The organism is Mangrovimicrobium sediminis (assembly GCF_004745945.1).
Taxonomy (GTDB): Bacteria; Pseudomonadota; Gammaproteobacteria; order Pseudomonadales; family Halieaceae; genus Mangrovimicrobium; species Mangrovimicrobium sediminis.
Genome location: NZ_SRLE01000006.1, coordinates 69,123 through 95,304 on the forward strand (window position 1 = coordinate 69,123; position 26,182 = coordinate 95,304).

Annotated in this window: 29 protein-coding genes; 2 read left to right on the forward strand and 27 right to left on the reverse strand. The window is 64.5% G+C overall.

The window, feature by feature from the left end:
* Window positions 1-99: 99 nt before the first annotated feature.
* On the forward strand, window positions 100-2,088 hold the full coding sequence (locus E4634_RS07185; RefSeq protein WP_135442284.1) for an SDR family oxidoreductase: 1,989 nt from the start codon (window positions 100-102) through the stop codon (window positions 2,086-2,088).
* A 15-nt stretch (window positions 2,089-2,103) separates the two neighbouring features.
* Here E4634_RS07185 and E4634_RS07190 read toward each other — a convergent pair whose 3' ends face one another.
* The 25 genes from E4634_RS07190 to trmJ form a co-directional block, all read right to left on the reverse strand.
* The gene (locus E4634_RS07190) at window positions 2,104-3,360 is read right to left on the reverse strand and encodes an Nramp family divalent metal transporter (protein WP_240725114.1); all 1,257 of its coding nucleotides are present in this window, start codon (window positions 3,358-3,360) and stop codon (window positions 2,104-2,106) included.
* Entirely contained in the window at window positions 3,350-4,414 is a 1,065-nt protein-coding gene (locus tag E4634_RS07195; RefSeq protein WP_135442288.1) for a hypothetical protein, read from the reverse strand. The genes E4634_RS07190 and E4634_RS07195 overlap by 11 nt, the downstream gene beginning before the upstream one ends.
* A gap of 23 nt (window positions 4,415-4,437) precedes the next feature.
* Window positions 4,438-5,292, reverse strand: a complete 855-nt coding sequence (locus E4634_RS07200) for an ABC transporter ATP-binding protein (protein ID WP_135442290.1) — start codon at window positions 5,290-5,292, stop codon at window positions 4,438-4,440.
* Window positions 5,292-5,663, reverse strand: a complete 372-nt coding sequence (locus tag E4634_RS07205; RefSeq protein WP_135442292.1) for a GntR family transcriptional regulator — start codon at window positions 5,661-5,663, stop codon at window positions 5,292-5,294. The genes E4634_RS07200 and E4634_RS07205 overlap by 1 nt, the downstream gene beginning before the upstream one ends.
* A gap of 16 nt (window positions 5,664-5,679) precedes the next feature.
* Window positions 5,680-6,507 carry a GIN domain-containing protein gene (locus E4634_RS07210; protein ID WP_135442294.1) on the reverse strand — a complete coding sequence of 276 codons (828 nt, stop codon included), beginning with the start codon at window positions 6,505-6,507 and terminating at the stop codon, window positions 5,680-5,682.
* A gap of 12 nt (window positions 6,508-6,519) precedes the next feature.
* Entirely contained in the window at window positions 6,520-6,837 is a 318-nt protein-coding gene (locus E4634_RS07215) for a hypothetical protein (protein ID WP_135442296.1), read from the reverse strand.
* A gap of 3 nt (window positions 6,838-6,840) precedes the next feature.
* Window positions 6,841-7,038 carry a hypothetical protein gene (locus tag E4634_RS07220; protein WP_135442298.1) on the reverse strand — a complete coding sequence of 66 codons (198 nt, stop codon included), beginning with the start codon at window positions 7,036-7,038 and terminating at the stop codon, window positions 6,841-6,843.
* Between the two features lie 167 nt (window positions 7,039-7,205).
* Window positions 7,206-8,609 carry a ribosome biogenesis GTPase Der gene (der, locus tag E4634_RS07225; RefSeq protein WP_135442300.1) on the reverse strand — a complete coding sequence of 468 codons (1,404 nt, stop codon included), beginning with the start codon at window positions 8,607-8,609 and terminating at the stop codon, window positions 7,206-7,208.
* Complete coding sequence (gene bamB, locus E4634_RS07230; protein ID WP_135442302.1) at window positions 8,609-9,784, reverse strand: outer membrane protein assembly factor BamB; 1,176 nt, start codon at window positions 9,782-9,784, stop codon at window positions 8,609-8,611. Before bamB ends, der begins: the two co-directional genes overlap by 1 nt.
* The gene (locus tag E4634_RS07235; RefSeq protein ID WP_135442304.1) at window positions 9,784-10,503 is read right to left on the reverse strand and encodes a YfgM family protein; all 720 of its coding nucleotides are present in this window, start codon (window positions 10,501-10,503) and stop codon (window positions 9,784-9,786) included. Before E4634_RS07235 ends, bamB begins: the two co-directional genes overlap by 1 nt.
* A gap of 22 nt (window positions 10,504-10,525) precedes the next feature.
* Window positions 10,526-11,812 (reverse strand): histidine--tRNA ligase, encoded by a 1,287-nt coding sequence (gene hisS / locus E4634_RS07240; RefSeq protein ID WP_135442306.1) that lies wholly within the window; start codon window positions 11,810-11,812, stop codon window positions 10,526-10,528.
* Window positions 11,813-11,837: 25 nt separating this feature from the next.
* Complete coding sequence (gene ispG, locus E4634_RS07245; protein ID WP_135442308.1) at window positions 11,838-12,968, reverse strand: flavodoxin-dependent (E)-4-hydroxy-3-methylbut-2-enyl-diphosphate synthase; 1,131 nt, start codon at window positions 12,966-12,968, stop codon at window positions 11,838-11,840.
* Window positions 12,965-13,456, reverse strand: coding sequence for a helix-turn-helix domain-containing protein (locus tag E4634_RS07250; protein ID WP_167854809.1), 492 nt, complete (start codon window positions 13,454-13,456; stop codon window positions 12,965-12,967). Before E4634_RS07250 ends, ispG begins: the two co-directional genes overlap by 4 nt.
* A gap of 1 nt (window position 13,457) precedes the next feature.
* On the reverse strand, window positions 13,458-14,243 hold the full coding sequence (gene pilW / locus E4634_RS07255; RefSeq protein WP_135442312.1) for a type IV pilus biogenesis/stability protein PilW: 786 nt from the start codon (window positions 14,241-14,243) through the stop codon (window positions 13,458-13,460).
* A gap of 5 nt (window positions 14,244-14,248) precedes the next feature.
* Window positions 14,249-15,412, reverse strand: coding sequence for a dual-specificity RNA methyltransferase RlmN (rlmN, locus tag E4634_RS07260; protein WP_135442314.1), 1,164 nt, complete (start codon window positions 15,410-15,412; stop codon window positions 14,249-14,251).
* Window positions 15,413-15,424: 12 nt separating this feature from the next.
* Window positions 15,425-15,850 (reverse strand): nucleoside-diphosphate kinase, encoded by a 426-nt coding sequence (gene ndk / locus E4634_RS07265; protein WP_135442316.1) that lies wholly within the window; start codon window positions 15,848-15,850, stop codon window positions 15,425-15,427.
* Window positions 15,851-16,056: 206 nt separating this feature from the next.
* On the reverse strand, window positions 16,057-16,251 hold the full coding sequence (gene iscX / locus E4634_RS07270) for a Fe-S cluster assembly protein IscX (RefSeq protein ID WP_135442318.1): 195 nt from the start codon (window positions 16,249-16,251) through the stop codon (window positions 16,057-16,059).
* 13 nt (window positions 16,252-16,264) lie between these two features.
* Window positions 16,265-16,603: an ISC system 2Fe-2S type ferredoxin gene (gene fdx / locus E4634_RS07275; RefSeq protein WP_135442319.1), complete on the reverse strand. Its 339-nt coding sequence runs from the start codon at window positions 16,601-16,603 to the stop codon at window positions 16,265-16,267.
* Complete coding sequence (gene hscA, locus E4634_RS07280) at window positions 16,600-18,477, reverse strand: Fe-S protein assembly chaperone HscA (RefSeq protein ID WP_135442321.1); 1,878 nt, start codon at window positions 18,475-18,477, stop codon at window positions 16,600-16,602. Before hscA ends, fdx begins: the two co-directional genes overlap by 4 nt.
* A complete protein-coding gene (hscB, locus tag E4634_RS07285) occupies window positions 18,478-19,017 on the reverse strand; it encodes a Fe-S protein assembly co-chaperone HscB (protein WP_135442323.1) in 540 nt (179 codons plus the stop codon).
* A 31-nt stretch (window positions 19,018-19,048) separates the two neighbouring features.
* The gene (gene iscA, locus E4634_RS07290; RefSeq protein WP_135442325.1) at window positions 19,049-19,372 is read right to left on the reverse strand and encodes an iron-sulfur cluster assembly protein IscA; all 324 of its coding nucleotides are present in this window, start codon (window positions 19,370-19,372) and stop codon (window positions 19,049-19,051) included.
* Window positions 19,372-19,758, reverse strand: a complete 387-nt coding sequence (iscU, locus tag E4634_RS07295; protein ID WP_135442327.1) for a Fe-S cluster assembly scaffold IscU — start codon at window positions 19,756-19,758, stop codon at window positions 19,372-19,374. Before iscU ends, iscA begins: the two co-directional genes overlap by 1 nt.
* Window positions 19,759-19,776: 18 nt before the next feature.
* Complete coding sequence (locus E4634_RS07300) at window positions 19,777-20,991, reverse strand: IscS subfamily cysteine desulfurase (RefSeq protein WP_135442329.1); 1,215 nt, start codon at window positions 20,989-20,991, stop codon at window positions 19,777-19,779.
* Between the two features lie 24 nt (window positions 20,992-21,015).
* A complete protein-coding gene (gene iscR, locus E4634_RS07305) occupies window positions 21,016-21,489 on the reverse strand; it encodes a Fe-S cluster assembly transcriptional regulator IscR (protein WP_135442331.1) in 474 nt (157 codons plus the stop codon).
* Between the two features lie 76 nt (window positions 21,490-21,565).
* Window positions 21,566-22,333, reverse strand: a complete 768-nt coding sequence (gene trmJ, locus E4634_RS07310; RefSeq protein ID WP_135442333.1) for a tRNA (cytosine(32)/uridine(32)-2'-O)-methyltransferase TrmJ — start codon at window positions 22,331-22,333, stop codon at window positions 21,566-21,568.
* Between the two features lie 96 nt (window positions 22,334-22,429).
* Here trmJ and E4634_RS07315 point away from each other — a divergent pair, with 96 nt between their 5' ends.
* Complete coding sequence (locus E4634_RS07315) at window positions 22,430-23,224, forward strand: inositol monophosphatase family protein (RefSeq protein WP_135442335.1); 795 nt, start codon at window positions 22,430-22,432, stop codon at window positions 23,222-23,224.
* 131 nt (window positions 23,225-23,355) lie between these two features.
* On the opposite strand, the gene secF is transcribed toward E4634_RS07315, so the two are convergent.
* Complete coding sequence (secF, locus tag E4634_RS07320) at window positions 23,356-24,270, reverse strand: protein translocase subunit SecF (RefSeq protein ID WP_135442337.1); 915 nt, start codon at window positions 24,268-24,270, stop codon at window positions 23,356-23,358.
* The gene (secD, locus tag E4634_RS07325; RefSeq protein ID WP_135442338.1) at window positions 24,267-26,147 is read right to left on the reverse strand and encodes a protein translocase subunit SecD; all 1,881 of its coding nucleotides are present in this window, start codon (window positions 26,145-26,147) and stop codon (window positions 24,267-24,269) included. Before secD ends, secF begins: the two co-directional genes overlap by 4 nt.
* Between the last annotated feature and the right edge of the window lie 35 nt (window positions 26,148-26,182).

The following is a 26,182-nucleotide window of genomic DNA, read 5'->3' on the forward strand; positions in this document are numbered from 1 at the left end:
CGATTGACCCTGCGTCGCAGGCGCAGCATCATCAGCCCTGTCTCACGGCGGGAAGCAAACCTGTCCCGGGACGGCTGAACACCACAGTGCGGAGATAACATGGCCTATTTCATCACCGGTGGTACCGGTTTCATCGGGCGCTTTTTCATCGAGCAACTGTTGCGCGAACGGCAGGGGAAAATCTACGTTCTCACCCGGCCGCAATCCCGGGCACGATTCGCAGCACTGTGCGAAGGTCTATCAGGCAGCGCCGGGCGGCTGGTCTGCATCGAAGGCGACATTACCCAACCGCTGCTCGGGATGGGTGATGAAGACCTGGCGACGCTGGGCGACGAGAGGGTCCACGTCTACCACTTTGCCGCCATCTACGACCTCGCAGTCGATGCCGAAGCCCAGCGCGGCGCCAATATCGATGGCACCCGCAATGCTGTCGAACTCGCCGCGCGGATTGGCGCCGCAGGGTTTCACCACGTCAGTTCGATCGCTGCGGCGGGCCTGTACAAGGGGACTTTCCGCGAGGACATGTTCGCGGAGGCCGAGCATCTCGAGCATCCGTATTTCGCCACCAAGCACGAGGCTGAGAGCGTCGTGCGCAAGGAGTGCCGCATACCCTGGCGCATCTATCGGCCGTCCATGGTCGTGGGCGATTCGCGCACGGGTGAGATCGACAAGATCGACGGCGTCTACTACACGTTCAAATCACTGCAGAAACTGCGCAGGCTGCTGCCGCCGTGGTTCCCGCTGATCGGTCTCGAAGGCGGCAAGTTCAATATCGTTCCCGTCGACTACGTGGTCGCAGCCATGGACCATATCAGCCACCGCGAAGGCCTCGACGGCCAGTGCTTCCACCTGACCGACCCGCGGCATCACAGCCTGGGAGAACTCCTCAATATTTTCGCCGATGCCGGCCACGCACCGCGCTTCAACATGCGCCTGGATTCCAGCCTGCTGGCGTTCATCCCCAAATTCGTCCGCGATACGGTGTCCAGCATGCCCGCCGCACGGCGGGTGATCGACACCCTGCTCGCCGACGCCGGCATGCCGCGCTCGATGACCCTGTTTCTCAACTACCCGACGCACTTTGACAATCGCAACGCGGAGCGCGCACTTGAAGACAGTGACATCCGTTGTCCGGAGTTGCGCGAGTACGCCAATGTCATCTGGGACTACTGGGAGCGACGGCTGGACCCGGACCTGTTTATCGACCGCTCCTTGCAGGGTAACGTCGCCGGCAAGTCGGTACTGGTGACCGGTGCATCCTCTGGTATCGGCTACCAGGTGGCCGTGAGGCTGGCCGATGCCGGCGCCCGGGTCCTGCTGGTGGCTCGGGATACGGAAAAACTCGAGGAGGCCGCCGCTACTGTCCGCAGCCGTGGCGGCGAAGCGGACATCTTCGCCGCCGACCTTTCCGACCTCGGCGCCTGCGACAAACTCGCCGAGGCAGTGCTCACCCAGCACGGGCATGTCGATATCCTGGTCAATTCTGCCGGTCGCTCGATTCGCCGGTCGCTGGAAGCCTCTTACGATCGCTTCCACGACTTCGAACGCACCATGCAGATCAACTACTTCGGTGCCGTGCGCCTGACCATGGCCCTGTTGCCACGCATGACTGCCCGCCGCCAGGGCCACGTGATCAACATCTCGTCCATTGGCACACTTGGCCCCTGCCCGCGATTCGCCGCATACGTGGCCTCCAAATCCGCACTGGATGCGTGGACCGATGCCGCCTCGGTGGAATACTCAGACCACGGCATTCATTTCACGACCATCCATATGCCGCTGGTACGCACACCGATGATCAAGGCCACCAGTATCTACGACTCGATGCCCATGCTCAGTGCGGACCAGGCGGCCGACCTGGTCGTCGATGCGGTGATCAACCGCCCGCGGCGGATCGCGACACGGCTGGGTGTACTGCAGCGCGTATGCAGCGCACTCACACCGAGATTCTCCGAGGTGGTGATGGGCTCGATATTCCACATGTTCCGCGACTCGGCCGCCGCCCGCGGCGACCAGGCCGGGGGGCGCGAGAGCATATCGAACGAACAGGCGGCACTCGCGGCCCTCATGCAGGGATTACATTTCTAAGCGGGAAGCAGGCTTTCAGAGGAGTCCAAATACGCCGAGCAGTTTGACGCCACCCAGCGCGAGCGTCACACCCACGACCAGCGCCCCCGCCAGGTTACTCGGCAGCCTGTTGCGGTACTCGCCGAGCACATCCCTGCGATTCATCAGAGCGATAAGAAACAGCGCGCAGCCTGGCAGTAACAGGCCGTTGGCTGCCTGGGCAAACAGGATCGCGGCAACCGGGCTGCTGCCAAGCATCGCGAACAGCACACCAACCGCCAGCACACTCCCCCAGACGCAGCGAAAACGTGTGTTGTTGAGTTCCGTCGACCAGCCGAGGGCGCCACAAACCGCAAACGCCGCCGCCAGCGGCGCGGTAACAGCGCTACTCAGGCCCGCGGCGAACAGCCCGAGCGCAAACAGGTAGCGTGCCGCAGAACCCACCAGGGGTTCCAGTTGCCGCGCCATCGTCGCCGCGGTCACTTCCGCACCCGAAGCAAAAAAAGCCGCGGACGCGGCCCCCATCACGGCCAGGGTCACCAGGCCGCCCAGCCCGATAGACAGGCCGCTATCCAGGCGAATGGAACGCAGGGCCGCATCGCGATCATCGGTGCAGCGCCAGTGCGTGGCAACGGCGCTCGCGTGCAAGAACAGGTTATAGGGCACGACGGTCGTGCCGATCAGCGCCAGGACGGTGAGGATCGACCCTTGGGGAAGACGGGGGTTGGCGAGTGCGCCAACAATTGCCGACAGGTCTGGACGCAGCAGGAGGAAGGTCGCAATAAACATCGCGCTCATCAGCAGGACCAGCACCACGAGAGCGCGCTCGATATGGCGGTAACCGCCGGCGCCCAACAGCATCGCGGCGATGATACCGACCAGCAGCACCCACCAGTGCGCATCGAGGGCAACCAGTCCCTGCAGTCCCATCGCCGCGCCGGTGAGGTTCCCGGCCTGGTAGGCTGCATTACCCACGCCAAGGGTAAGCACAACCATGGCCATTGCGGGAAATGCGAGCCAGCTACCGGCAAATGCACGGCGCAGCGCCTCAGCCAGTCCGCCGCCGGTCACCAGGGCCAGGCGCGCCGCCATTTCCTGCAACACGATGGTTGCCAACACGGAAAACAACAACGCCCACACCAGCGCATAGCCGTAGTGGGCGCCAGCCACACTCGCGGTGGTGACTGTTCCCGGGCCGATAAAGGCCGCTGTTACCAGCAGCCCCGGCCCCATGCGGCGCTGCCTGGCGCCGTCGCCTGCGCTGGATTCCAGATCGCCAGTGCTAGATTTCAAAACGATAGCGTCGCAAATACACTGCCCCGGCCAGCGTTGCCGCTGCGAATACCAGGCCCAGCACCAGGCTCAGCCAGCCCGGCCCCGCCTGAACACCCATGCTGAACCAGAACTCTTCCGGGCTGTTGCCACCGATAAAATAGGGCAAGTGGTTCTTGACAGCGTCCTCGACAAAATCTGTGCCGAAGATAATCTGCTCGCCCGCCAATAGCACAAGCATGGGGACAATAGCGGCGAAAGAAGGCGTCCGTTTGGCCCAGCTGGAAGCCAGCAGCAGCCAGCCATAGGTGGGTACGATCCACAGCGCCGTCATCACCCAGCCACCCACTTCACGGGCGAACAGTTCAAACATCTGGACGTTGGCGAGCACTTCGACAAACGGATCCGCGCCAAGTCTCCACACCATCAACATCGATAGCAGGAGCAGCAAAAACTGCAGGAGCAAGGAGATCCCAATATAGATTGCCGGGGCCACGATCAGCGCGACACCCAGGCGGGTGAGCACCTCTTCCCATTCGGAGACCGGCATGGACTTCCAGAAAAGAATGCTGCGGTCCTTGCGATCGTTGTACATCGAACCCAGCAAGTAATTGACGGTAACGATGATCAGGATAACCATCAGCAGCAGGTGCGGCACTGCCAGCAAGGGGTTCAGGCTACCGGCCACCTCGGGTTCATAACTCTTTTCGCTATCGCTGCGCTCGGGTTCAAAGCGCCACTCGCGGGAAAAGTTCCAGCTTTCTTCGGGCAACGCGCTGTCGGCAGGCACGGACTGAACATCCAGCGCGCCATCGGGATCAGGTGCTCCAGGCGGCAGCGGCGCCTCGGGCAGCCCGCCCGCGCTATCGTCCTCCACGTTGATGACGATCGCGGGATGCACATCCAGGTCCTGCAGGACGACCATTTCCCATACGCCGCCACTGAACGCCGCGATGCGGGCACCAAACACCACGCCGAGCAACATCAGGAACACGACAAGCCCCGCCGCGATCAAGGGGGTCCAGACCAGGGACAGGCGATACTCCTGCAACTCGCGCATGACGAGCGTGAACACCCGCTGGTTCCGAGAGATAGCCATCAGTTGTCGCCCCCCATCATGGCCACGAACAGGTCCGACACGGACGGTGTGCGCAACTCGCCCAGTGGCGCCAGCGCTTCGCGACTGACGCCTTCATAGATGACTGCCCGCCCGCCGAGAATTCCATGCGAACCCAGGTGGGGAATGGCGAGCGCCTTGCTGGCAGCCTCGCCGACGGCATTGAGCTGTACGAAGTTTTCCTCGATATCCAGCATCGAGCGCGACAGCACCAGTTTCCCGTGATTGATAAACATGACGTCGGTGAGGATGTGCTGCACCTCATCGACCTGGTGGGTGGAAATCACAATGGTACGATCCTGGTCGTAGTAGTCCGAAATCAGTTGTTCGTAGAAACGCTTGCGGAACAGCAGGTCCAGGCCCAGGGTGGGCTCGTCGAGCACCAGCAGGCGCGCGTCGATCGCCATCACCAGGGCAAGGTGGAGTTGCACCATCATGCCCTTGGACAGGTCGCGAATGCGCCGGCGCGGGCCGACCTCAGTGGACGCGAGAAAGTATTCGGCTTTCTCCCGGTCAAATTTCGGGTGTACGCCGCTGGCATAGTCCAGCAATTGCGCCACTCGCATCCAGCGCGGGAGAACGGCGGTGTCCGCGATAAAACACACGTCCTGCATCAGTTGCGAGCGCTGCGAACGCGGCGAATAACCGAGCACCTCGATCTCGCCATCGTAGCCGGACAGCCCCAGCAATGAGCGCAGCAGGGTCGTCTTGCCGGCGCCATTGGGCCCGATCAAGCCGACCACCGAGCCGGACGGTATGGCCAGGTCCACCCCGTCGAGCGCATGCTGGTCGCCGAAACGACGTGTCAGGTTCCTGGTTTTGACGATAGTTTCCATCAAGCTTCCCCGCCTTCGCCCAGCAGGCGGTCCGCGACCTCGCGTACACTCATGCCGAGTACCTTGGCCCGCGCCACGAAGGCCGGGATCTCCTCCTCGATAAATTGCTGTTTCTCGTTGCTGGTCAGGGCGCCACTGGCGCCCTCGCGCACGAACATGCCCAGGCCGCGCCGTTTTTCCAGCAAACCCTCATCGACCAGTTCCTGGTAAGCCTTGCCGACCGTCAGGTGGTTGATCTGGTAGTCGGAGGCAACCTGGCGCACCGAGGGTACCGCTTCGCCCTCCGGAAAGGTGCCATCCATGATCCGCTGGGCTACCAGATCGCGCAGCTGGCGATAGATAGGCTGTTTATCGTTCCATTCCACAGTCACGGACTGACTCCGGTTCTCAGCGGCGGCGGTTAAGATCGCCGGAGCCCAGGATTGAGCTGTCGATCTTGGGATCGCCGGAGTAAAAAATGTCGCCGCTTCCGATAATGGCAACATCGAGGAATTCCACTTCGCCGACTGCGGCGTCGCCCGAACCTATGAGGCTGATATCAGCCTTCAGGGCAGACAGGGCAGAGAGGTCGATGGAGCCCCCGCCGACGATGCGCAGGTCGATAGAGTCGGCTGTTACAAGGCCCTTCTCAATGCTGATGTCACCAGAGCCGGTGATAGTCGACTCCACCACCTCGGTTTCGGTCTTCCCCAGCGCAATGTCGCCGGAGCCGGAGACCAGCATTTCGATAGTAGGCGCATTGACGTCAGCCACCTGGATGTCACCGGAGCCAGCGATACGCAGGACCAGGGATTGTGCAGTCACCGAGAACGCCTTGACGTCTCCCGAACCATCGACGTGTATGCCCAGCTCATGCACCGCCATGGGCTTGAGGAATACATCCCCGCTCCCGGCGAGGCGCAGGTCGGTCAGGTCAGGCAGCGTAAGTTTGTATTTGACGTCGGCAAAGCTCTGGTTGGGATAGCTGGCTGAATCGCCCAGGAACAGGGTATTGCCGCGCACATAAAAAGGCTCTTTCTCGAGCGCTTTCTGCGGCCCACGGACGAAAAGTTCGCGCTCGTCGCCCTGTGAAATTTCTACTTCGACGCTGCCGAATACGCGTACCTCGCTTACGTCGAGGTCCTTCACATGAAGGGTCTCCGCCTGCGCACCGACACCACACATCAGCCAGAAAGACCCGGCGAGCCATACCTGTGCGACAAATAGCTTGTTCATACTGAATCCGTCCTAGCGGCCGCGGGGAATCTGTTCGCCGCGGCGCATCAACCAGTCGGCGACCAGGGCCGCCGGCACGAAAAATACCACCGTGAGTGCACCTATCCCAAGCGTGGAAAGCAACTGGTGCATGGAGAATGCGGGCTTGCCGCCGACGTGCAGCAGCGATGTCGACACACCGACCACCTCACCGCGGGCGAAGGCCAGGCATTCATCGACCTGGGCCAGCAGCAACTCGGCGGCACCCTCGAGCAGCGGGGCCGCATCCGCACCTGCTGCCATGAGAATGGACAGCAGGCCGACCGCGGAGAGCTTCACTACAGCAGCCATTGCTCACATCCTCCGGCTGGTGTTGGAAGGTGACACCAGCGACAGGGCTTCCACCATGGCTGCTGCCGGGATGAAACACGCCAGTGCGACAACGCCCAGACCCAGGACGCTCATCATGGCACAGACGAAAAACAGGCCCGCCTGCACCAACGCACGGTCGCTGCGGCGAGATAATACGGGTCTCCTTGGTTTGATGTACATGGTCCCTACCTCATTGATCCAGAGGATCATTGCTCTACTGTTATGCATAACTATAACACTAGATTTGTAGAACACAAGCACTCCTAAGAGAAAAATATTTTCTCTAGATAAATCAGATAGATACAGAAATGCCCGCCGGGGAGACCGGCGAACGAGGTGTTATACTGCTACTTCTTTTTGGACTTTTTGACGTGCGCCATCATGCGGCGCTTGCGCTGCACCTGGCGCTGGGTGAGCTTGTTGCGCTTGTCCGCGTAGGGATTCTCGGCGGTGCGGAACTCGATGCGCACGGGCGTGCCGTGCAGCTCGAGTTCACGCCGATAGATCTTCTCCAGATAGCGCTGGTAGCTCGGGGGAACCTTGCCGGTCTGGTTGCCGTGGATGATGATCAGCGGCGGATTCTGGCCACCGGCGTGGGCGTAGCGCAACTTGATCCGACGGCCATTGACCATCGGCGGCGCGTGGTCCGCGACCGCGGACTCGAGGATACGGGTCAGCTGGTTGGTCGAGAGCTTGCGCGTGGCTGCGCGGTAAGCCGCATCGATCGACTTGTACAGGTGACCCACCCCGGTGCCATGCAGGGCGGAGATATAGTGGATGTCCGCGTAGTCCGCAAACACCAGGCGGCGGCCGAGTTCGTTGCGAATCCAGTCGCGCTGTTCGGGCTCGATCCCGTCCCACTTGTTGACGGCCAGCACCAGGCCGCGACCAGCCTCGATACAATGACCCAGCAGGTGCAGGTCCTGGTCGACGATCCCCTCGTGGGCATCCATGACCAGTACCACGACATGGGCGTCATCGATGGCGCGCAGGGTTTTGACGATGGAAAACTTCTCGACCACCTCGCGCACGTTCTTGCGCCGACGCACGCCCGCCGTGTCGATCAGGGTGTAGTCCTTCTCGCCGCGACAGTAGTTGATGTAGATGCTGTCGCGCGTGGTGCCCGGCTGGTCATACACCACCACCCGCTCCTCGCCAAGCAGGCGATTCACCAGCGTCGACTTGCCGACATTGGGCCGCCCGACCACCGCGACGCGAATACTGCCCGGCTGCTCTTCCAGCAGGTCGGGCTCCGGCTCATCGGGGAATGCGGCCAGCACCTGCCCGATCATGCTGCGTACACCGCGACCGTGACTGGCGGCGATGCCGAACATGGAATCGATACCCAGGCGATAAAAATCGCTCAGGGCAAGGGTTTCGTCGATGCCGTCGATCTTGTTGACGACCAGGTGGAACTGCTTGTTGCGCTGGCGCAGGTGTGCCGCCAGGGCTTCATCGGCGGCATTCAGCCCTTCGCGGGCATCCACCATGAACAGTACAGCGTCAGCTTCCTCGATGGCCTGCAGCGACTGCCCGGCCATGTGCGAGTCGATGCCCTCCTCCTCGCCGCTGATACCGCCGGTATCGATGACCACGAAAGTACGGCCTTCGAGGTTCGCCTCGCCGTACTTGCGGTCGCGGGTGAGGCCCGGATAGTCAGCAACCAGTGCATCACGGCTGCGCGTGAGCTGGTTGAAGAGGGTCGACTTGCCGACATTGGGGCGCCCCACCAGGGCGATGACCGGTAGCATCAGCTGCGCGGTTCGACCTCGTAGGCAACCAGCTTGCCGCCGTTGCTGTAGACATAAAGGACATTGCCGTCGGAGAGCATGTCCGCCCTGGCGCCATCGCCGTCGACCCGCTCGCGCCCGGCGAACTGGCCGTCGACCTGGGACACCAGGTGCAGGTAGCCCTCGAAGTCCACCACCGCGACGTAGCTGCTCACCGGCGTGGGACGGGACAGGCCGCGATAGGCCAGCGCCGGCTGCTCCCAGCGAAGGCCCTGGCCGTTGCGGTAGTAGGCGCTCAGCGTGCCATTTTCATCGGCGACATACACATTGCCAAAGCCCTGGGACACGCCGGAGAACGACGAGACATCCTTCTGCCAGATTTTCCGCCCCGAGGAGACGTCGATAGCGACCACCCTGCCCTGGTAGCTGGCGGCGTAGAGTTCGCTGCCGACCAGCGCCATGGCGCCGTCCACATCGACGATGCGATCGATCTCGGAACGCCCCTGGGCGATGGCCACACGCACTTCCCAGAGAATCCCGCCGGTGTCCATGTTGAAGGCCACCACGCGCCCGTTGGCGAAACCCGCATAGACGGTATTGCCGTTGACCAGGGGCACGCTGGTCCCGCGGATGGTAAGCACCGGGACGTCACTGTCGTAGGTCCACAGCCTGGCGCCGGTATCGAAGTCCAGCCCCTGCAGTTTGCCGTCGTAGGTCTGCACCACCACCACGCGACCATTGCTCTGCGGCGGCGCCAGCACCTCGCCCTGCAGTTCCGTACTCCACAGGACGCTGCCGTCATCGGCGGAGAGTTTCAGCACCGAGCCGTCCGCGTTACCCACGAACAGCGCGTCGGCATACAGGCCAACCCCACCGGACAGGCCCATGTCCAGGTCGGCATCCCACAGCCGCTTGCCCTTCGCACGGCTGATCGCCTCGACTTCGCCGTCCGCGGAAGCGACATAGATGACGTCGCCGCCGATGACCGGCTGGATCTTGTAGAAGCCATCGCCCTGGCCGTCGCCGATGCCGGTCGACCAGAGCTTCTTGATGCGTACGGTCTCGTCGAAGTCCACGAGTTCGGCGGGCTCGGTAGGATCGTCGTCGTCCTTGCTGAACCAGCCACTGATCGTGCTGCAGCCGCCCAGGCTCAGCAGCAGGGCAAGCGCGGCGAGCCGCCGCAGGTACAGGGCCATCACTCGGAGTCCTCCGTCAGTTCGTCTTCAAGCACCGGCGGCGCTGCGACAGGCTCAACGCCATCGACGGAACGCGGTGCCTGTGGTGTCAGGCTCTGCAGTTTTTCCTGCAGCAGGGCGACGTTCACCGGCTCGCCGCCGCTGCCGGCCTGCATCAGCGCCGCGCCGTAGGCGGCCCGCGCCTCGTCGCGACGATCCTGCAACAGCAGGATATCGCCGCGCGCCATCTGGTAGGCGGCGGCAAACCCGCCGGGATCGGCACCGCCGAGAATTTCCAGGGCCTGCGCCGCGTCACCGGCGGAGGCGACCACGCGAGCCAGGCGCAGCTGCGCAACCTGGTAGGTCTCCGACCCCTTTGCCGCCTTGGTCAGCACCCAGCGCAGCTCTTCTTCCGCCTGCGGCAGCTCGCCCTTGATTACGTGCAGGCGCGCCAGGTGCAGCGCGGCGAACTCGGCGTAGGCGGTACCGGGGTGCTCGCGCTTGAGCTCGCCCGCCGCAGCCATGGCGGCCTCGGTATCGTCCGTGGAGAGGCTCTGCAGCAGGGCCTGGTAGCGGGTGGAGGCGTTGACCGACTGGTCCTCGCGATACGTCTGCCAGCCCTGCCAGCCAAAGGCCACGGCCAGGGCGAAGATTATCGCGGTGATCGTCGAGCGGCCGTTTTCGTCCCACCAGCGCTTGAGTGCCTCGACCTGTTCTTCTTCGCTGCGGTATGTGTCCAACGCTTGTATTCCTCTTACCTGTTCATTGTGCGAGCAGCGCGCGCAGCGTCTGCTCGAGCTCGGCCTGGGGCAGGCTCTGCTGGCCCAGCGATTCCTTGTCCGTGTCGCGCAGCGCCTTGAGGGTGACGGTACCGGCAGCCAGTTCGTCCTCTCCCCAGATCAGTGCGAAGCGCGCCCCGCTGCGATCGGCCTTTTTCATCTGGCTCTTGAAGCTGCCGCCCCCGTTGTGCTGCACGATTCTGAGGCCCGGAAAAGCGTCGCGCAAGTTTTCCCCGGCGGCCAGCGACGCGCACTGTGCGGGCTCGCCGAAGGACACCAGGTACAGATCCGCCTCCGCGGGGATCTCCGGCCGGACGCCGGCAGCTTCCAGCAGCAGCACCAGGCGCTCCACGCCCATGGCGAAGCCGACGCCGGGCGTCGGCTTGCCGCCCATCTGGCCGACCAGGCCGTCGTAGCGACCACCGGCGCAAACCGTACCCTGGGCTCCCAACTGGTCGGTCACCCACTCGAACACGGTGTTGTTGTAGTAGTCGAGTCCGCGCACCAGGCGCGGGTTGATCTCGTAGGCAACACCCGCGGCGTCCAGCAGTTCCCGCAGGCGCGTGAAATCCGCCGCAGCCGCCTCATCCAGGTAGTCGAGCAGAACCGGCGCTCCATCCAGCAGTGCCTGGGTGCCGGCGTCCTTGGAATCCAGGATACGCAGCGGGTTGCTGGTCAACCGGCGCTGGCTGTCCTCGTCCAGGGCATCGCGGTGCTGTTCCAGGTAGGCGACCAGCGCCTCGCGGTAGACAGCGCGCGCCTCCAGGCTGCCGATGGAGTTCAGCTGCAGGGTCACGCTATCCGCGACCCCGAGCAGCTTCCACAGGCGCGCTGTCAGCAAAATGACCTCGGCGTCCATGTCCGGCGTGGCGATGCCAAAGGCCTCTACACCGATCTGGTGGAACTGCCGCTGCCGGCCCTTTTGCGGGCGCTCGTAGCGGAACATCGGGCCGCAGTACCACAGTCGCTGGGGCGTGACCAACAGCGAATTCTGGATGGCGGCGCGCACGCAGCCGGCGGTGCCCTCCGGGCGCAGGGTCAGGCTGTCGTCGTTGCGGTCGCGAAAGGTGTACATCTCCTTCTCGACGATATCGGTGACCTCGCCGATCGAGCGCTGGAACAGTTCGGTCTGCTCGACGATCGGCAGCCGGATCTGACCGTAGCCATAGCTGCTGAACAACTGGTGCACAACGCCCTCGACAAACTGCCAGATGGGAGTTTCATCCGGCAGGATGTCGTTCATCCCGCGAATTGCTCGAATGCTGCTCACACTTACTCCAGTGGTGTGCCCGGCCTCAGGCCGGTGTCTTCAGGATGAGGTTGTCGGACTGCCGCGCGCGCTCTTCCTCGAGTTGAGCGGCGCGCTCACGAATCACCTGCTCGAGGTGATCAACGAAGTCCTGGTTGCTCACCTTGTGGTCGGGCTTGCCGGCGACGTAGATGAGGTTGCTGGGTGAGGCGCCGGTCATGCCGACGTCCGCCTCGCGCGCCTCACCCGGTCCGTTGACGACGCAGCCGATCACGGCGACATCCATCGGCGTGCGCACGTCTTCCAGGCGCTGTTCGAGGCTGTTCATGGTCGCGATCACGTCAAAGTTCTGGCGCGAACAACTCGGGCAGGCGATAAAGTTGATGCCGTTGGTGCGCAGTTTCAAACTCTTGAGAATCTCGAAGCCGACCTTGACCTCTTCCACCGGGTCGGCGGCGAGGGAGATGCGAATGGTGTCGCCGATACCGTCCATCAGCAGCATGCCGAGGCCGACCGCCGACTTGACCGTGCCACCGCGCAGGCCGCCGGCCTCGGTAATACCGAGGTGCAGGGGCTGCTCGATCTGCGCGGCCAGCAACCGGTAGGCCTCGACCGCCATGAATACTTCGGAGGCCTTGACGCTCACCTTGAAGTCCTGGAAATCGTGCTTGTCCAGGATGTCCACGTGTCGCAGGGCCGACTCGACCAGGGCCTCGGCAGTGGGCTCGCCGTACTTGCGCTGGAGATCCTTGCCCAGGGAACCGGCGTTGACGCCGATGCGGATTGGGATACCGCGGTCCCGAGCACAGCTGATCACCTCGCGCACTTTCTCGTCACGGCCGATATTGCCGGGGTTGATGCGCAGGCAGTCGACACCGTACTCGGCCACCTTGAGGGCGATGCGGTGATCGAAGTGAATATCCGCGACCAGTGGCACTTCCACCTGGGCGCGAATCGCGCGGAACGCCTCCGCCGCCTCCAGGCTGGGCACGGAGACGCGCACGATGTCCGCCCCGGCATCGGCGATCGCCTGCACCTGCGCCACGGTCGCGGCCACATCGCAGGTGTCGGTATTGGTCATGCTCTGTACGCTGATCGGCGCATCGCCGCCCACCGCGACACTGCCGACATGGATTTGCCGGGAGAGTCTGCGCTTGATCGGGGATTCTGTCTTCATTGCTCACCTGCCGGGCCAGGCTGCCCGGCAATGTCGTCTGTTGGTTTCGTCGGTGACGGCTGTGCGCCCAGCGCAGCAACCGTGTTGCCCTCGTGCCACCACCACAGGCCGAGGACCAGCAGCAGCGTGACAACGATGCCCACCACGACCGCCACGCCCGTGCGCTGGGACTGCGGGGGTTTGTGCTTCTCGCGCCTGACCGTGCCCGGCATCGTTACGCCGCCGGCGCAGGTCTCGTCGAAACATTGCAGCAGCGCCGGCAGGTCCATGCCCAGCAGGCGACCATAGGCGTTGACGTAGCCTCGCGCAAACGCCGGCGCGCGCAGCGCGAGGTAGTCCTCGCGCTCGAGAATGGCCACGTAGCCGGGCATCAGCTTGAGCAGGTCTTCCACCTCGCGTTCGCTGTACCCCGCCGCCAGCCTGGCGCTGCGCAGCAACTTCCCCGGTGAGACCCGCTTGTCGACGTCCGCAGGCAGATCGCTGCTCATGTCACTGCGTCCGCTTGTACGCCTGGTATTCGGCCGATTCGGGGTAGAGGTTGGCCAGCGCGAGGGCATAACTCGCCTCGGCGTCGGCATCCCCGTTGGCGCGGGCCAGTCGAATACCCAGCCACAGACCGCGCGCGGACTGCTGCCGGACCACAGTGCGGTAGGTGCCGTAATACTTACCGGCGGTGGGGTAATCCTCCGCCTCATAGCGCAACACGGCCAGTTCGAGCAGCGCAATGCTGTTGGTGCGGTCCATGGTCAGGGCGCGCATGAAGGCCTGCTCCGCGGCGGCGGACTCGAATAATTGCTCGCGGCACAGGCCGAGATTCACGAAAGCCTGGGGGCGCGCTTGGTACAGGCTGTCCTTGACCACGTACTCGAGCTGTTCCGCGGCTTCACGGTAGCGCGCCTGGGAATACAGGAAAGCGGCGTAGTTATTGCGCGCGCGGGAGAACCCGCGATTGAGCCGGATCGCCGTCTTGTAGCTTTGCTCCGCGAGCTCGAACTCACCGGTGCTCTGGTAGACCAGGGCGAAAGCCTCGTGCACTTCCGCGTTGTTCGGGTCCATCTCGTAGGCCATCTTGAGGTTGCGCTTGGCATTTTCCCAATCGCCCTCGCCGATATACTTGCGCGCCAGTTCGACGCGCAATTCGAGCGCCTCTTTGGGGTCGGCCTTCTCGGTGAAACCACCTTCGGTGGTAGTGATACAGGCCGAGAGCAGCAGCGTCGCGATGAGCAGGCCCGCCCACCGGGCACACAGCGCCAGCACTGGTTGCGATGCATTCATCGGTACTAGACCACCCTGTTTTCGTTATTGGCGCCGGCCGCTTCGCGGTAGCGTTCGCTGCGCCGGGTGCGGTCGACCACCTGCCCGACCAATTGTCCGCAGGCGGCGTCGATGTCGTCGCCGCGGGTAGTGCGCACGGTGACAATATATCCCGCATCCACCAGCACTTGCCAGAAACGCGACACCGCGTTGCCGCTGGGGCGACGATACGCCGACTGCGGGAAGGGGTTGAACGGGATCAGGTTGATCTTGCAGGGGAAGTCGCGCAGCAGCGCGGCGAGTTCGCGCGCGTGATCGGGCTGGTCGTTAACCCCGGCAATCAATGTGTATTCGACCGTCACCACGCGCTTGGTGTCCGGCTGCGCATCGATGTAATTGCGGCAGCTCTCCAGCAGCATGGCGATGGGATACTTGCGGTTGATCGGCACCAGCTGGTTGCGCAGTTCGTCGTTCGGCGCGTGCAGCGACACCGCCAGCGAAGCCTCGCTGACCCGCGCCAGGGCGTCGAGTGCGGGCACCACGCCCGAGGTACTCAGGGTGACCCGGCGCTTGGAGATGCCGTAGGCGTTGTCCTCCATCATCAGGTCCATGGCGGCGACCACGGCGTCGAAATTCATCAGCGGCTCGCCCATGCCCATCATCACGACGTTGGTGACCACGCGGCCCTTGCCGGACTGGAAGGCGTCGTAGGATTTGATCGCCAGCCACAGCTGGCCGATGATCTCCGCGGCGCTGAGGTCGCGCTGGAAACCCTGCTTGCCGGTGGAGCAGAAACTGCAATCCAGGCTGCAGCCGACCTGGGACGACACGCACAGGGTGGCGCGCTTGCCGTCGGGAATAAGTACCGACTCCACCAGGCCGCCGCCGTCGACGCGGATCGCCCACTTGCGGGTGCCGTCGGCGGAGTCGTGCTGGCTCTCGATCTGCGGTGGGCGTACCTCGGCGCGGGCGGCGAGTTTTTCGCGCAGCGCCTTGCCGAGGTTGCTCATCGCCTCGAAGTCGGTGACGCCGTGATGATGTATCCACTTCATGACCTGCTGGGCGCGGAACTTTTTCTCCCCGATATCGAGGAAAAATTGCTCCATGGTCGCCAGGGGCAGGCCCAGCAGGTTGACCTTCGCGCCGGTGTCCGGCGCGAGATCGATGGAAGTGGCGATGACGTCAGTCACGGCGGGTTCGACTCAGCGCTCGCAGATTTCGCTGGCAGCGAAGAAGTAGGCGATCTCGCGCGCGGCGGAGGTCGGCGAATCCGAGCCATGTACCGCGTTGGCGTCGATGCTGCTGGCGAAGTCGCTACGGATGGTGCCTTCGGCAGCTTCCTGCGGGTTGGTGGCACCCATCAGCTCGCGGTTCTTGGCGATGGCGTCCTCGCCCTCGAGAACCTGCACGACTACCGGGCCGGAGGTCATGAAGGCGACCAGGTCCTTGTAGAAGGGGCGCTCGCGGTGTTCCGCGTAAAAACCGCCGGCGACGGCGTCGGACAGGCGCAACATCTTGGCCGCGACGATGGTAAGGCCGGCGTCCTCGAAGCGTGAATAGATCTTGCCGATGACGTTTTTGCCAACCGCGTCGGGCTTGACGATGGAAAGGGTGCGTTCTACTGCCATGGGTGATTCTCCAAAATCCGGGCAAATTTGCGGGCTCGGTGCACCCCCGCCGTTCAGTGGCGGGGTGGGCACGGGTAAAACCGCGCAATTATACGGACTTTGCCGGTGTGTTTCACCCTCACCGGCGCTTCAGGCCAATGATATTTATGTGAAAAATCAGCAGCTTAAACTGTGAGGGAAAAATAGGCCCGGGCCGGCCTCGGGGCCTAGTCCGCCTCGTCGATCCAGGCGGCCTGGATGGCCTCCAGGATTTTCTCGCCGCAGTGCTGCGGGTCGTCGTCGAAGCCCGGCAGCGCCAGCACCTTGTCGCGCAGGTCGACAAAGTTGAGGGTCAGCGGGTCGGTCTCCGGGTAGGTGTCGAACAGCTCGATAGCGATGTCGTTGACGTCGGTCCAGCGCATGCGGCGGCCCTCCTCAATGGCGTTCCGAGACCATGTTGATGGTGTAGCGCGGGATCTCCACCACCAGTTCCTCGTCGGTGACGATGGCCTGGCAGGACAGCCGCGAGTCGGGCTCCAGGCCCCAGGCTTTATCCAGGTAGTCGTCTTCCAGTTCGTCCGGCGGCTCCATGGAATCGTAGCCCTCGCGCACGATCACGTGACAGGTGGTGCAGGCACAGGACATCTCGCAGGCGTGCTCGATGTCGACGCCGTTGCGCAACAGCGCCCTGCACACGCTCTCGCCAGGCTCGGCCTCGACCACCGCACCCTCCGGGCACAGTTTCTCGTTGGGCAGTACCACGATACGCGTCATTGCCCCACCTCCTGGTCCAGGGATTCCAGGCTGACCCCGGCCAGCGCCTTGCGGATACTGCGATCCATGCGCCGCGCGGCGAAGGTCTCGCTGGCACGCCCGAGGGCTTCGGTCGCCTCGCGCAGGGCGCGATCATCGGCACCTTCCAGCAGGTCGCGCAGCGCCTGCATCTGGCTGTGCAGCGCCTGGCACTCGGCTTCGTCCAACAGTTCCGTGCCGTCGGCGGCCAGTGCTGCATCGAGGCTTTGCAGCAGCTGCTGCGCCTCCACCTTATGCTCCGCCAGCTGGCGTGCGGCCTTGTCCTGTTCCGCGTGGCTGAACGACGCCTGCAGCATGTCGGCGACCTCGTCGTCGGACAGGCCGAACGAGGGTTTCACCGTCACGCTGCTCTCGATACCGGTAGTCTCCTCACGCGCCGAGACCTCCAGCAAGCCGTCGGCATCGACCTGGAAGCTCACCAGAATGCGCGCAGCACCGGCGGCCATCGGCGGAATGCCGTGCAATTCGAAGCGCGCCAGCGAGCGCACATCGGAGACCAGTTCGCGCTCGCCCTGCACGATATGCAGCGCCAGCGCGGTCTGGCCGTCCTTGAAGGTGGTGAACTCCTGGGCGCGGGTCACCGGGATGGTGGTGTTGCGCGGCACGATGCGCTCGACCAGGCCGCCCATGGTCTCCAGGCCCAGGGACAGCGGGATGACGTCGAGCAGCAACAGGTCGCCCTCCGGCCGGTTGCCGACCAGGATGTCCGCCTGGATGGCCGCGCCGACGCTGACCACCTGGTCGGGGTCGATGCCGGTCAGGGGCTCGCGGCCGAACTGGTCGCGCACCGCCTCGCGCACCAGCGGTACGCGGGTAGACCCGCCCACCAGCACGACGTTGTCCACTTCCTCCAGCCCGGCATCGCGCAGGCAGCGGCGGCAGGCGCGCAGGGTGCGTCGTACCAGGGGCTGGATCAGTGTTTCGAAGTCTTCGCGCGACAGGGACAGGCTGGCGGCGCCGGACTGGATTTCGCCCAGCTCGATCGCGACCTGCGTCTCGACGGACAGCGTTTCCTTGGCGCGCCGCGCCAGGGCCATCAGGCGGCGGTACTGGCCGCCGTCGTGTATCTCGATGCCGCCCTGCTCACAGGCCCAGCCGGCGATCGCCGCGTCGAAATCATCGCCGCCCAGCGCCGTGTCGCCGCCGGTGGCCAGGACCTCGAACACACCGTGATGCAGGCGCAGGATGGAAATATCGAAGGTGCCGCCGCCCAGGTCGTACACCGCGACGACGCCCTCTTCGCGCGAATCCAGCCCGTAGGCCACCGCGGCGGCGGTCGGTTCGTTGAGCAGGCGCAGCACCTTGAGGCCGGCGAGGGTCGCGGCGTCCTTGGTCGCCTGGCGCTGGGCCTCGTCAAAATAGGCCGGCACGGTGATGACCGCGCCTTCTATCTCGCCGCCGAGCACGGCCTCGGCGCGCTGCGCCAGTTTACCGAGGATCGCGGCCGAGGCCTGGACCGGGCTGATTTCCCCGGCGCTGGTCGCGAAACGCACCATGCCGGCGTCGTCGTCGACCAGGGTGTAGTGCGAGCGCTGTGCCTCGGCCGCCGCGTCGGCGCGGCCGCGGCCCATAAAACGCTTGACCGAGACCAGGGTATCCGCGGGGTGCTGGTCGGCCAGCTCGCGCGCCGCGGCGCCGACCACCGGCGCATCGCCGGCGTAGCTCACCACCGAGGGCAGCATCACCGCGCCGCCGGCATCGGCGAGCACCTCGGTGCGGCCGCCGCGCACGGTGGCCACCAGGGAGTTGGTCGTACCGAGGTCGATCCCCACCGCGCGCCGGGTCTGGTGCGGCATGGGCGACTGGCCCGGTTCGGCGATTTTCAACAGTGCCATTTAACTATCCAGTAAGTCTGACTCGACCTGCTCTGCCTCGCGCAGCAGCTTGTCGAGGTACTGCATTTTGACGCAGGCCGCCGCGGCCGCGGCGTTATCTCCCGCCACGTAAGCCGCCTCGAACTCAGCCTGGTGCGCGCGCAGGTCGGCGCTGATTTCAGCCACCAGGTGATCCAGGGCAGTTTCCGGGTCGACCAGGTCGGGCAGCGTTTCCAGTTTTTCCCGCAGCTCCATCTGTTCCATGAGGAAGCCGCCGTCTATGCGCTGTGCGCTGATCTCCTGTGGGCTCAGCCCCGCCAGTTTCAGCAGGTACTCGGCGCGCGGCAGCGGCGCCTTGAGCGCCGCGTAGGCTTCGTTGACCAGTGCCGAGTACTGGATGGCCAGGCGCCGCTCGTGGGCGGCCGCGCTGGCGAAGCGATCCGGGTGCAGGTCGCCCTGCAACTTCCGATAGCGCTCGCCCAGCAGCTGGCTGTCGATGTCGAAAGCCTGCGGCAGGTCGAACAGTTCGAAGTAATTCTGCTTGAAATCGGGAGAGGACATACCGGTGCGGTCCCGCCGCGGACGATGGGGCCTAGACGGTGAAGCTCTCCCCGCAACCGCACTCGCCGGTCACGTTGGGATTGCGGAACTGCAGGCCCTCGTTGAGACCCTCGCGCACGAAGTCCAGCTCCGTGCCCTCGAGGTAGACCAGACTCTTGGGGTCGACGAACACCTTCACACCGTGCTCCTCGAACACCTGGTCCTCCGCCGCCGGCTCGTCGACAAACTCGAGCACGTAGGCCATGCCCGAGCAGCCCGAGGTGGTGACGCCCAGGCGGATGCCCAGCCCCTTACCGCGGCCGCTGAGCTGCGACGCGACGTGGCGGGCGGCCGACTCGCTGATGGTCACGCCCATCAGGATTCGCCCCGCTTGCTGCGCAGGTCCTTGATTGCCGCCTTGATCGCGTCTTCGGCCAGCACGCTGCAGTGGATTTTCACCGGCGGCAGCGCGAGTTCCTCGGCGATCGCGGTGTTCTTGATCTGCTCGGCCTCGTCCAGGCGCTTGCCCTTGACCCACTCGGTGAGCAGGGAACTGGAGGCGATCGCGGAACCGCAGCCGTAGGTCTTGAACTTGGCGTCCTCGATGACGCCGTCGGCGTTCACCTTGATCTGCAGGCGCATGACGTCGCCACAGGCCGGGGCGCCGACCATGCCGGTGCCCACAGTGCTGTCGCTCGCGTCCAGCTTGCCCACGTTGCGCGGGTTTTCGTAGTGGTCGAGTACCTTGTCACTGTATGCCATGTCAATTCTCCTTCACTGCTAGTGCGCAGCCCATTCGATGGTACTCAGGTCGATACCATCCTGATGCATGTCCCAAAGGGGGGACAACTCCCGCAATTTGGTCACCGCGCCGCGCAACTGCTCCACGGCGTGGTCCACGTCTTCCTCGCTGGTGAAACGGCCGAAGCTGAAGCGCAGCGAGCTGTGCGCCAGCTCGTCGTCCAGGCCCAGCGCGCGCAGCACGTAGGACGGCTCCAGGCTCGCCGATGTACACGCCGAGCCACTGGAGATGGCCAGGTCCTTGAGCGACATGATCAGCGATTCACCCTCAACGAAGGCGATGCTGATGTTCACCGCACCGGGCAGGTGGTGGGCGAGGTCGCCGTTGATGTGCACTTCCTCGATGTCCGCGATGCCGGCGAGGAAGCGATCGCGCAGGGCGCGACTTCGTTCTGCGTCCGCGGGCATCTCTTCGCGCGCAATACGCGCCGCCTCGCCCATGCCGACGATCTGGTGCGTCGCCAGGGTGCCCGAGCGCATGCCGCGCTCGTGGCCGCCGCCGTGCATCTGCGCCTCGATACGCACGCGCGGCTTGCGCCGCACGTAGAGAGCGCCGATACCCTTGGGGCCGTACATCTTGTGCGCGGAGAGTGACATCAGGTCGACGTTCAGGGCCTCGACATCCACCGGAATCTTGCCGGCACTCTGCGCCGCGTCGGTGTGCAGCAGTACGCCCGCCTCGCGCGTCACCTTGCCGATACCGGCGATGTCGTTGACCGTGCCGATCTCGTTGTTGGCGTGCATGATGCTGACCAGGATGGTGTCCTCGCGCAGCGCCGCCTTCACCGCTTCCGGCGAGGTCAGGCCGTGCTCGTCCGGGTCGAGGTAGGTCACTTCAAAGCCTTCGCGCTCGAGGTGACGGCAGGTGTCCAGCACCGCCTTGTGCTCGATCTTGGAGGTAATGATGTGCTTGCCCTTCTTCTGGTAGAAGTGGGCCACGCCCTTGATCGCCAGGTTGTCGGACTCGGTCGCGCCGGAGGTCCAGACGATCTCGCGGGGGTCGGCACCGATCAGGTCTGCGACCTGGCGGCGCGCGTTCTCTACCGCCTCCTCGGCCTTCCAGCCGTAGAGGTGCGAACGCGAGGCCGGGTTGCCGAAGTTACCCTCGATGGAGAGGCACTCGACCATTTTCTCCACCACGCGCGGGTCTGCCGGCGTCGTGGCCTGGTAGTCAAAGTAAATCGGTTTCTGCATGTTCAACTGGCTCCGTGTGCCCGCTCAGGCCTGGCTCAGCACGAGGCTTTCTGCATCGCCGGAACGCGCGTCCTGGCGCGCCGACACCTGCTGCACCTCGCGGCGGTTCACCAGGTTGGCCAGGCTGATCTGGCTGAGGAAATTGTGGATCTGGTCGCTGAGGTCGCACCACAGGTGGTGGGTCAGGCACACCTCGCCCTGCTGGCAGGTGCTGGTGCCGCCGCAGCCGGTGGCATCCACCGCCTCATTGACCGCATCGACGATCTGCGCGACGAAAATATCGTCCAGTTCGCGGCTCAGGCAGTAGCCGCCGCCAGGACCACGCACGCTGGTCACCAGGTCGTTGCGGCGCAGTTTCGCAAACAGTTGCTCGAGGTAGGACAGGGAGATATCCTGCCGTCCGGAGATGTCGGCCAGGCTGACCGGACCGTTACTGCCGTGCAGCGCGAGGTCCAGCATCGCGGTCACCGCATAGCGGCCTTTGGTTGTCAGTCGCATGATTTCGACCCTTCAGTTTTCACCCGCCCAGTATGCAATAACCTACCAAAACGGTCAACTATAAAACCGAGTAAATTTATTGGTTATTGCCGGGGCCGCTCTCGGCGTCCTGCGCGCGGCGCACCCATTTCTGCGTTTCCGCCAGGATGCCGCGCAGGATGTTCAGCTCCATCTCGTCGAGCCGCACACGGGAGAACAGGCGGCGCAGGCGCGGGATCAGCTGCCGCGGCGCCTCTGGGTCGAGGAAACCGATCTCGGCCAGCGCCTCCTCGAGATGCACATAAAAGCGCTCCATCTCCCCGGCCCGGGCGAAGGGTGCATCCCACTGGGCGTCGGCCTCGACTGGCAGGCGCGGCGCTTCCAGCTGCATGCGCAGTTCGTAGCACACCACCTGCACCGCCATCGCCAGGTTGAGCGAACTGTACTCGCTGGAGGTAGGGATATTGAGGTGCAGGTTGCACTGCTGCAGTTCCTCGTTGGTCAGGCCCCGGTCCTCGCGGCCGAAGACGATGGCGACCTGTTCGCTGCCGGCGCGCTGGCGGATTTGTGCGGCGCAGGCACGCGGGTCGAGCACCGGCCAGGGGATGCGCCGCTCGCGGGCGGAGGTGCCGACCACGAACTGGCAGTCGGCGATCGCCTTCTCCAGGCTGTCGCAGACCACGGCGGTTTCCAGCACGTCACCCGCCGAGGCCGCGCGCCAGGTCGCCTCCTCGCTGGGGAAGGCTCTCGGCTCCACCAGGTAGAGGCGCGCCAGGCCCATGTTTTTCATCGCCCGCGCCACGCCGCCGATATTGCCGGAGTGGGTGGTATTCACCAGGACGATGCGGATATTGTGGAAATTCATGGGGAGTTCGGGGCTGCGCGGGGCGCGAAGTGTAGCAGATTTTTCCCGGCGGTTGCTCTATAATCGCGCGCCCGTCTACCCGCCAAGGACCTCACTATGGAACCGATGATCAACATCGCGCTGCGCGCCGCCCGCAAGGCGGGAGAGAACATCGTGCGCGCCTCGGATGATCTCGACCGGGTGGAGGTCGTCGCCAAGGGCGTCAACGATTTCGTCAGTGAGGTCGATGTTGCGGCGGAAAAAGAGATCGTCTACCAGCTGAGCAAGGCCTACCCGAAACACGCCATCCAGGGCGAGGAAACCGGCCTGACCGGCGACGCGGACGCCGAGTACCGCTGGCTGATCGACCCGCTGGACGGCACCACCAACTTCGTGCGCGGCATCCCCCACTACGCGGTGTCCATCGCCTGCCTGCACAAGGGCAAACTGGAGCACGCGGTGATCGTCGACCCGGTGCGGCGCGAGGAATTCACCGCCTCGCGCGGGCGCGGTGCACAGCTCAACGGCCGGCGCATCCGGGTCAGCAAGCGCCCCAGCCTGGACGGCGCCCTGCTCGGCACCGGTATTCCCTTCCGCAACCACTGCGACGACCGCCTCGGTCCCTACGCCAAATCGCTGGAAGTGCTGGCCGGCCAGTGCGCGGGCATCCGCCGTGCCGGCGCCGCCTCGCTGGACCTGGCCTACGTGGCCGCGGGGCGCCTCGACGGTTTCTGGGAAATCGGCCTGGCGGCCTGGGATATCGCCGCCGGCGCACTACTGGTCAAGGAAGCCGGCGGGCTGGTCGCCGATATCGACGCCTCGGAGAACTACCTGGAGTCCGGCAGTATCGTCTGCGGCAACCCCAAGTGCTTCAAGGCGGTGCTGCAGGTCACCCGCCCCCTGCTCGGCTGAAGTCTGCCGGGCCCTCGGCCCTGCTATTTACTTCAGGCTCTCAACCTCAAGCTATCAACCCGACAGCATCCGCGCGGCCGCGGATGGCTACTACTACGCCGCGCGGGACACCCCCGGCGCGGCGCTCTCGTTCAGGGCGTCAGGCTTTCCTGGTCGGCGCCTTCCTTGACCGGGATGATCAGGTCGTCCTTGCTCACCTTGAGCATCAGCAGCAGATTGGCCGCGACGTAGATCGACGAGTAAGTACCGATCCCGATACCCACCAGCAGCGCGACGGCGAAGCCGTGGATCATCTCGCCGCCGAAATAGGCCAGCGCGATCAGCACGAGGATGGTGGTCAACGAGGTCACCAGGGTGCGGTCCAGGGTCTCGGTGAGGGAGATGTTAATGATCTCCACCGGGTCCGAGCGGCGAATCTTGCGGAAGTTTTCGCGGATACGGTCGGCCACCACGATGGTGTCGTTGAGCGAGTAACCGATCACCGCGAGCACCGCCGCGAGTACCGTGAGGTCGAACTCAGCGCCAGTGATGGAGAAGAAGCCCAGGGTGATCAGCACGTCGTGAACCAGTGCCGCCACCGCGCCCACCGCGAACTTGAACTGGAAGCGAAAGGCGATGTAAAGCATCACCAGTCCCAGCGCCACCAGCATGGCGATGCCGCCCTGCTCGCGCAGTTCATCGCCCACCTGCGGGCCGACGAATTCGATACGCCGCAGTTCCACCTCGCCCGCGTAGTCCTTCTGCAGGGTTTCCAGCAGGCGGCCGCCGTCCTTGTCCGAATACCCCTGGGGCAGGCGGATCAATACGTCCTGGTCGGTGCCGAAGCTCACCACCACGGCCCCGGCGAAACCCTGGGTATCCAGCACACCGCGGATGGCGGTGAGGTCGGCGCTGTCGTCGTAGTGCACTTCCACCAGCGTACCGCCGGTGAAATCCAGGCCCCAGTTGAGCTGGTTTATGGCCAGCGAGCCGATGGAGGCCAGCAGCAGCACCGCGGAGAAAATCGTCGCCAGCGTACGCTGGCCCATGAAATTGATGACTTTCATGACTGGCGCCCCCCGATGGACAGTTTCTGCACACGGCGGCCGCCGTAGATGAGGTTGATAATCGACCGGCTACCCATAATGGCGGTGAACATGGAGATCACGATACCCAGTGACAGGGTCACGGCGAAGCCCTTCACCGGACCGGAGCCGATCGCGTAGAGAATGACCGCGACGATCAGCGTGGTGATGTTGGCGTCGAGGATGGTCGACACGGCGCGCTCGTAGCCGGCATGTATCGCCATCTGCGGCGACATGCCGTTGCGCACTTCCTCGCGTATTCGCGAGAAGATCAACACGTTGGCGTCCACCGCCATACCCACGGTGAGCACGATACCGGCGATACCGGGCAGGGTCAGCGTCGCGCCGATCAGCGACATGGCCGCCACCAGCAGCACCAGGTTGGCGGCCAGGGCCATGACCGCGGCGACGCCGAACACGCGGTAGTAGACCAGCATGAAGACGACCACCATGGCCAGGCCGATCTGCACCGACTTCACACCAAGGCGAATGTTTTCCGCACCCAGGGACGGGCCCACCGTGCGCTCCTCGACGAAGTTGATCGGTGCAGCCAGGGCGCCCGCGCGCAGCATCAGCGCGAGTTCCGAGGCCTCCACCGGGCTGTCCAGGCCGGTGATCTGGAACTGCGCACCGAGGGCGGACTGGATGGTCGGGGCGGTGAGCAGCTTTTTCTCGTCGTAGGGCATCTTGACCGCCACCTCGCTGCCGTCCGCCTGCTCCTCGTAGCGCGTGTTGTACTTGCGCTCGATAAACAGCACGCCCATGCGGCGCTTGACGTTGTTGCGCGTGGCGCGCGACATCATGGTGCCGCCCTCGCTATCGAGGTGGATGAGCACGTTGGGCCGGCCGTTCTGGTCGAAACTGGCCTGCGCGCCGGACACCCGCTCGCCGGTGATGATCACGTCGCGTTCCAGCCACTCGCTGGCGCCGGCGCGGTCGGCGCTGCGGTACTCGAAGCGCTGCTTCTCCGAGGACGGCGCGTCCACCTTGGCCACCAGCCGGAACTCCAGGTTGGCCACCTTGCCGAGGATACGCTTGGCTTCGGCGGTATCCTGGATGCCGGCCAGTTCCACCACGATGCGGTTCTGCCCCTGGCGCTGCACCAGCGGTTCGGACACGCCCAGTTCGTTGACCCGGTTGCGCAGGGTGGTGAGGTTCTGGCTCACCGCGTATTCGTTCAATTCCTTGCGCGTAGCCTCGGACATGGCGCCGTAGATGTACCAGTTGTCGCCCTCCTCGACCCGGTCCAGCACCAGTTCGGGATGGTTGTCGGCGATCACCTGGCGCGCCTGCTCACGCAGTTCCTCACTGCGGAAACGTCCCTCCAGGCGGCCCTTGTCGTCGAGGGTCACCAGGCCGCGCACGCGGGCCTCGCGCAGCTCTTTCTTGGTGGCGTTGACGTAAAACTCCATGCGCCGTTCGATGGCGGCCTCGGTATCCACTTCCAGCTTGAAGTGCACGCCGCCGCGCAGGTCCAGGCCCAGGCGCATGGGCTGGGCGCCGATGTCCTCCAGCCACTGCGGGGTGGTCGGCGCCAGGTTGAGGGCGACGATAAAACCGTCGCCCAGGGCCCGGGACACCCTGGCCTGGGCCTGCAGCTGCTTGTCGCCGTCGCGCAGGCGGATCAACCCGGTGCGCTGGTTCTCGCTGACAGTCTCGCCGAAGTAGGCGATGCCCGCCTCGTCCAGTGCGCCCAGGGCGCGGCCGAGAATCTCCTCGTCGATCAACTGCGCGCTGCTGTCACCGGTAATCTGCAGCGCGGGGTCCGGTTCGTAGAGGTTGGGAGCGGCGTAGACGAGGCCGAAGCTGAGCACGGCAAGGACGAGCAGGTATTTCCACAGGGGATACTTGTTCAGCATGTAAATTGCTCACGGTGTGCACCGGGGCGGCGGCC